At 58.4% G+C, this 7,378-nt stretch carries 5 protein-coding genes; all 5 read right to left on the reverse strand.

What is annotated here, in order from left to right; all coding sequences use genetic code 11:
• Window positions 1-53: 53 nt before the first annotated feature.
• A complete protein-coding gene (locus tag HMPREF7545_RS09200) occupies window positions 54-2,975 on the reverse strand; it encodes an insulinase family protein (RefSeq protein ID WP_040571369.1) in 2,922 nt (973 codons plus the stop codon).
• A gap of 110 nt (window positions 2,976-3,085) precedes the next feature.
• Window positions 3,086-3,961 carry a tRNA pseudouridine(55) synthase TruB gene (gene truB / locus HMPREF7545_RS09205; RefSeq protein ID WP_006695471.1) on the reverse strand — a complete coding sequence of 292 codons (876 nt, stop codon included), beginning with the start codon at window positions 3,959-3,961 and terminating at the stop codon, window positions 3,086-3,088.
• A 2-nt stretch (window positions 3,962-3,963) separates the two neighbouring features.
• Window positions 3,964-4,911, reverse strand: coding sequence for a DHH family phosphoesterase (locus HMPREF7545_RS09210; RefSeq protein WP_006695472.1), 948 nt, complete (start codon window positions 4,909-4,911; stop codon window positions 3,964-3,966).
• Complete coding sequence (gene rbfA / locus HMPREF7545_RS09215) at window positions 4,908-5,282, reverse strand: 30S ribosome-binding factor RbfA (RefSeq protein ID WP_040571370.1); 375 nt, start codon at window positions 5,280-5,282, stop codon at window positions 4,908-4,910. Before rbfA ends, HMPREF7545_RS09210 begins: the two co-directional genes overlap by 4 nt.
• 105 nt (window positions 5,283-5,387) lie before the next feature.
• The coding region (gene infB / locus HMPREF7545_RS09220) for a translation initiation factor IF-2 (protein WP_006695474.1) at window positions 5,388-7,378 on the reverse strand (1,991 nt) is incomplete at its 5' end.

A 7,378-nucleotide genomic window follows, 5' to 3' on the forward strand; every position in this document is an offset into this window, starting at 1 on the left:
TTCCTATTATCCCACGCACGACATGAAAAGTCAAAATTTTTATCGGATGCGTGTCAGGTACGAAGTGCGGGGCGCACCTCTCCAAAGAGCGCGGCATTCGCCCGAATTTTTTCCTCGCCGCCGAGTACGCAGCGCACGTCGGCACGCATAGCAGCCTCGACGAGCGGAGCAAGCGCACGGACATCCTCCTGACGCGCTGCAAGGATCTCCTCGCGTGCACGCTGGCGATCCTCCCATGTGATGCCGCGCAGGTAGAACGTCGCCGCGGTATCTCCCTTCATCTGCGGGGTCATCGGCGTATCCACGCCGCTCATCGTGCCGATGATGAACTTGTCCATCTCGCGGTCCGACACATCGAACGTCCGCACATAGTCCGCCGTCTCATTGAGCACGGCAAATGTCTCCGCGAGATTTGGATCGCGGTAGGAGGAGAATATCATGAAGCCGTTGCGGTTGAACTGCGTCATTGCGCCATAGGCGCCGCCCTGCACGCGGATGCGTGTCCAGAAGTAATCATAGCGGAGCAGTGTCTCAAGCACCCGCAGGACGCCTGTATAGTTGTAGCCGAGCTTGATGAAGTTCGCGCCCTTCGCCACATACTGCACGCGGCTCTGCGTCGTGAGTCCTTCGTTGCGCGCGGTGATCTCCCATGTATACGGCGCCGCTGGGAAGCTCTCTGCCGAAAGTTTTTTCTGAAAATCCGCCAGACCTGCAGCAATCTCATCATAGCCTGCCGCGGGTGCTGTGACGCTCACGATCAGACCGTTCCGATTGAATATCTGCGGCAGAATACGGGCAAACGCTTCCTGCATCTCCGCATGACGCGCAGAAAAGTCGTTCTTGAACGACGCGAGGAACTCATGGAACGGCAGCCCGCCGGTCTCGGCATAGCGTCCCGATGCCGTCAGATACGCTGCAATGCGCGAGGCAACAACCTGGTTTGCCGCACGCTGCAGGGAGAGTTCCATCCCCGTCTTTTCCTCGTCGATGAGCTCACGGATGCGCTTTGCCCCGGAGAAATCGCTCTCGGTGATCATCTCGGCGAGGAGATCAAAGAGACGCGGCAGATTCTCCTTCAGCACCTTTGCACGCAGCTTAAAACGCGGCAGGAGCGAGTCCGGCTCACCCGCGCGTGTATAGGCGACGATGTCCGCCCCGATGCCGCCCGTATAGAGGCTGCGCAGCTTCGCAAGCTCCGCATAGCTGTGCTGCGCCGTATCGACCGAGCCGAGGATCTCTGCAAGGAGATAGGCATAGGGCAGGTCCTTCTGCGCAACTGCAGCCATCGGGAAGTAAAAGTTCAGATAGACAATGCCGTTCGTCTCGATGCCGGAATAGAGCAGCTTTGTCCCTGCGAGATCACGGATCTCGAGCGGCAGCTGCTCCGCATCCTTTCGGATATCCGCACGCGTGAGGATGGGGATGGACGCAAGCGCCTCCTCCGTATCCGGCTCCTCCTGTGCCGCCTTGAGCTGCGCGCAGGAACGCATGACCTCCGCGATCTCCGCCGCGCTCATTGCCGCCTTCTTCTCTGCTAGGATCTTTGCCTGCGCAGCCTCGCGCTCCTGCCCAAGTGTCCGGCTCGGTGCAAGCGTCACGAGCGCCTCATGCGGATTCTCGAGGAAGGATGTACGGATAACCTGTTCGAAATAGCCGTCCGCAAGGCCCTCCTTGAGCGATGCCAGCACATCCTCATAACGCAGATAGTTAGCAGGTGCCCCGTCGTACAGCCATGTCTTCATCATGCGGATGCCGTAGATAAGCCCCTTCGGCGAGGTGCCGAAATCCGATTCGCGCAGACGGAACTCAAGTGTATTAAGCGAAGCCTGTACGAGTGTGTGATCGAGGCCGCCGTCCGCAAGCTGCGTCAGCGTATTCTTTACAATGCGTACGAATTCATCCGCGCGCGACATCTCCGACTTGCTGACAACAATGCTGAAGAACGGCTGGAGGATGTCGCTCTCAAAGTTGGAGTCAACATCGCGCCCAAGTCCCGCATCGATGAGCGCCTGACGGAGCGGCGCTCCCTGCATCCGCAGGAGCGCGTGATCGAGAATCTGGAGCGCCATGATGCGCTTCATATCAGACGTATCGCCGATCACCCAGTTCAGCGAGAGGAAGGAATTCTCCTCGAGTGGCTCCTCTGCTCCGATCGGATAGAAATGTTCCTTTTTGATCAGCCCCGCAAACGGCTGCTGGCGATCGATGCGCGAGGGCACGGGAATCCGGTCAAAATGCGAGAGATACGCGCGGTCGAGGTAGGCGAGCTTCTCCTCAATGTCAAGATCACCGTAGAGATAGATGTAGCTGTTTGACGGGTGATAATACCGCGCATGGAAGTCGAGGAACATCTCCTGGGTGAGATTGGGGATCGCTTCGGGATCGCCGCCCGACTCATAGCCGTAGGTTGTATCGGGATAGAGCGCGGCCATGATGCGGCTGCCAAGGAGATCGTCGGGCGCGGAGAGTGCTCCCTTCATCTCGTTGTAGACAACGCCGCTGTACCGAAGCGGCGCATCTGCATCGTCCAGCTCGTAGTGCCAGCCCTCCTGCATGAGCACCTGCGGATTCGTGCGCATCGCCGGATAGAATACGGCGTCGAGATAGACATCCATCAGATTCTGAAAGTCGCGCGCGTTGCGGCTGGCGACGGGATACATCGTCTTGTCCGGAAACGTCATCGCGTTGAGGAAGGTATTGAGCGAGCCCTTTACGAGTTCGACGAACGGCTCCTTCAGCGGGTACTTGCGTGAGCCGCAGAGCACGGAATGCTCCACGATATGCGCCACCCCTGTATCATCCACGGGCGGCGTGCGGAAGCTGATTGAAAAGACCTTGTTGTCATCTGCCGTCTCCAAAAAGAAGAGACGTGCGCCCGTCTTCTCGTGAACAAACGTATGCGCCGTCCCCTCTGCCTCCTTAACCTCCTCTGAGCGAATCCGGCGAAACCCGTGTATCACGTCATCTATCTTCATGTGCATAATCCTCCTTCGTTATTCCTGCCATTATAGCACAGAGCGTGCCATTCTCAAAACAAAAGGGATGCCGCACAAAGCTTTTCGCTTCGTACAGCATCCCTCAATATTCATACCGGAGGAAATGCCTTTGCAGGATACATCTCCCGCTCTGCGGCGTCATAGCGCCCGATGCCGAGAAAAATCCCCTCCGCATACACGCGATAGAATCCCGCGGCAAGTTCCATGCGCCGCTCCGACGTCGAAAGCCCGCTGTAAAACGCCTTGATGCGCTGCGGGTCGAGTTCATAACGGGGAAGATCAATCGCGCTGTCAGAGGGCCGCAGCGCAGCTTCCCTCACCTGCGCCAACTCCTCGAGCGTATGGGCGTCCGCAAGGGAAAATCTGCCGACACGCACGCGCAGGAGAAAGCTCATCGTTGCGGGCAAACCAATCGCTGCGCCGATATCCATGCAGAGGGAGCGAATGTACGTCCCCTTTCCGCAGTCCACATCGACGAGAATGCGCCGCCGCTCCGCATCGGCGTACAGGAGCTCCAGACGATGAATCATAACACTGCGCGCCCTCATCTCCACCTCTGTCCCCTGCCGTGCCAGGTCATAGGCACGCTGACCGCCAATCTTGATCGCTGAATACGCGGGCGGCGTCTGCCTGATCTGCCCGACAAAGCGCAGGAGTACGGCGTGCAGCTCCTCCTCCGGAGGGAGGACAGGGTGCGCGGCGGATGCGATGACATCACCGTAGACATCTCCCGTATCCGTCGCATAGCCGAATGCAATCTCCGCACGATAGGACTTGTCCGCCCCCTCCATGTACTCCACGAGACGCGCAGCCCGTCCGAGTGCAACGGGCAGGACGCCCGCCGCCGCAGGATCGAGTGTCCCCGCATGACCCACGCGCTTCTGCTTAAAAATACGCCGCACAATGTCAACGACATCGTGCGACGAAAGCCCCGTTGGTTTCAGCACATTGATGAATCCGTCCACAGCTAACGGTTCAGCTCCTCCCCAATCGCGGTGAGAATCGTCCGCTTCGCCTCATCAAAGGAGCCGTAAAGCGTGCAGCCGGCCGCGCGGATATGTCCGCCGCCGCCGAGCCCCTGCGCAATGCGCGAGACATTCGGCCCTTTCGAGCGCATGCTGACGCGATAGGTGTCCTTCTCCAGCCATTTCATGAAGAAGACGACCTGCGTTCCCTCAATCACGCGGAGTTTATCGAGCAGCCCCTCTGTCGTCGTAACCTCACGAGCCTTCTCCTCGTCGATAAAGACCGCGGCAACCCGCCCGTCGTAAAACATTTCCAGATTGCGGATCGCCTTGACCTGTGCCATCACTTCATCGTACGACTTCATCTCCATAGCAACCGCAATCTTGCTCTGCTTGACGCCGATCTCCAAAAAATCCGCAGCCGCACGCATCGTATGCGGCGTCGTATTGGAAAAGCGGAAGAACCCCGTATCCGTTGCTATACCTGTATAGAGGCAGGTTGCAATATCCAGCGTAAACGTGCCGCCCATCTGGAGAATAAGATCATGCATGATCTCGCATGTGGCGGCATCATCCGAATTCAGATAGAGAAACTCTGCTTCCTCATCATTCGTTACATGATGATCGATGTTGAGCACGTGCACCGCATCCACGGACGGCACGACTGCCCCCGTACGCTTCAGTTCGACATCGCAGACGACCAGCAGATCGGCAGTATAACGCACGCCCTCTTCCGGCCGCGCAATCGTCTCTACGCCCGGAAGGACGTTGAAGATCCGTGGGATCTCATCGTCAATGAGCACATGCGCATCCTTCCCCTGGGCACGAAGGAAGTGCATGAGGCCGAGCGTCGAACCGACGGAATCACCATCGGGCCGAATATGGGAGGTGAGAATTATAGTCTGCGCATCCTTGAGCAGCTTTGCCGCCTCATCAAGTGAGATCTTCATCCTTCCTCCTCCTTTTCTCCCGCCGGACGATCCTCATGAATCTCATTCAGCAGCCGCTGGATATGATCGCTGTAACTCAGAGAAGTATCGAGCGCAAAGCTGATCTCCGGCGTAAAGCGCAGACGAATCCGTTTGCCGATCTCGCGCCGCACAAATCCAAGCGAGCTGTTGAGCCCGTTCAGCGTATCGCGCGCCTTCTTTTCATCGCCCATGACGCTGACGTAGATCTTCGCCTCGCGCAGATCCTCTGTGCATGCGACAGACGTCACTGTCACGAAACCGATCCGCGGGTCTTTCAATTCATGGAAAATAATGTCGCTGATTTCCTGTTTCATAAGCTCCTGGAGCTTTTCAACGCGAACCTTTGCCAAGGCACGCCTCCTCTCTCTAGGAATCACTGATAAACAACGCTATACAAAGAGTACAGCCCCCTGCCCCCGTTGGAAGCAAAGAACTGCACCTCTATTTCAGATGATTTATTCCGCCGTCTCGCCGGCTTCTGCTTCTGCCGCAGCGGCCGCGGCAGCCTGCGCTTCGCGCTTTTGCTCCGCCGCCTTATTCGCCTCGGCAATAGAGGTCTCGATCTCCTCCATCGTATAGGCCTCGATGATGTCCCCTTCCGCAAAATCACGGAAGTCGACGATGGAGATGCCGCACTCATAGCCTGCGGCAACTTCCTTCACCTCGTCCTTAAAGCGGCGCAGGGAGTCGATCTCCCCGTCGAAAAGTTCGACGTTGTCGCGCAGAATACGGATCTTCGAGTTGCTGTGAATCTTGCCCTCGAGAACATAGGAACCCGCGACAAGAGCCTTGGAGAAACGCATAACCTGGCGGATCTCAACGCGCCCCTGAGTGACTTCCTTATATTTGGGCCGCAGCATGCCGCTCATCGCATCCTTCACATCGTTCAGTGCATCATAAATGACGCGATAGGTACGGATGTCCACGTCCTCCGTATCGGCAAGACGGCGCGCGTTCGCGTCCGGACGGACGTTGAACGCGATGACGATCGCCTTGGACGCGGTTGCGAGCATGATATCCGACTCACTGACGGCACCGACGCCCGAATGCACGATGTTCACGCGTACCTCGTCGTTCTTGTTGAGCCCGAGGAGCGCGGAGTTAAGAGCCTCGACGGAACCCTGCACGTCAGCCTTGACGACGATGTTGAGGTCTTTGATGTCGCCCTGCTGGATCTGCTGGAAAAGAGCATCAAGCGTGACGCTCTTCGACTTGATGAGATCACGGCGCTGATTGCCGAGGCGGGCCTCAGCAATGGAGCGTGCCTGCTTCTCGTCGACAGCGGCGAGAATGTCGCCCGCCGCCGGTACATCGTTCAGGCCGAGAATCTCAACCGGCATCGACGGGCCAGCCTTCTTGACATTGTCCCCGCGGTCGTTGATCATCGCGCGCACATGGCCGTATGCCGTGCCGACGACAATGGAGTCGCCGATACGCAGCGTACCGCTCTGAACGAGCACGGTTGCAACGGAGCCGCGCCCCTTGTCGAGTTTCGCCTCGATGATGACGCCGCGCGCTTCGCGGTTTGGATTTGCTTTGAGTTCCTCGACCTCGGCGACGAGCAGGATGTTCTCGAGCAGGTCATCAATGCCGGTGCGCTGCTTTGCGGAAACGGGCACCATGATGGTGTCGCCGCCGTATTCCTCAGCGACCAGCCCGTACTCCATAAGTTCCTGCTTGACGCGTTCGGGGTTGGCTCCGGGCTTATCGATCTTATTGATCGCAATGATGATGGGTACCCGGGCCGATTTCGCATGGTCGATCGCCTCAATGGTCTGCGGCATAACGCCGTCGTCCGCTGCAACAACGAGAATCGCAACGTCTGTGATCTGCGCGCCGCGTGCGCGCATCGCTGTGAACGCCTCATGACCCGGCGTATCGAGGAAGACGATCTTCTTGCCTTGGCAGATGACCTGATATGCGCCGATGTGCTGGGTGATTCCGCCCGCCTCATGCGTACTGACGGAGGTGTTGCGGATGGCATCGAGCAGCGAGGTCTTGCCGTGGTCGACGTGACCCATGACAGTGACGACCGGCGGACGATCTTTGAGCGACTTCGGATCGTCCTCGACCTCCGGGATCAACGTCGGATCAACATCCGGCGGCAGTTCCTCCGTTGTCACGCCGAACTCTCCGGCGACGAGGGCCGCCGTATCGTAATCGATCTCCTGGTTGATGCTCGCCATAACGCCCATGAGCATGAGCTTCTTGATGATATCTGATGCCGTGTAGCTCATCTTGGACGCAAGATCCTTGACGGCGATTGACTCGGGCAGTTTGATATGCTTCGGGCGTGCAATCTCCGCCTTCTGTACCGGTGCCGACGCTGCTGTGCGGCCCTTGCGTCCTTTGCGTGCGCCGCCGCGTCCGCGCTCCGTCTGACGCAGATCCGTACGCTCCTCGCGGTCGCGGCGCGCACCGCCGCGGCTGCTGCGGCTGCGGTCGG

It is taken from the genome of Centipeda noxia ATCC 43541, from assembly GCF_000160555.1.
In the GTDB taxonomy this organism is placed as follows: domain Bacteria; phylum Bacillota; class Negativicutes; order Selenomonadales; family Selenomonadaceae; genus Centipeda; species Centipeda noxia.

Excerpts from the sequence above, each read along its gene's own strand:
- HMPREF7545_RS09200 (WP_040571369.1), bottom strand. The coding sequence starts at position 2,975 with ATGAAGATAGATGACGTGATACACGGGTTTCGCCGGATTCGCTCAGAG.
- HMPREF7545_RS09210 (WP_006695472.1), bottom strand. The coding sequence starts at position 4,911 with ATGAAGATCTCACTTGATGAGGCGGCAAAGCTGCTCAAGGATGCGCAG.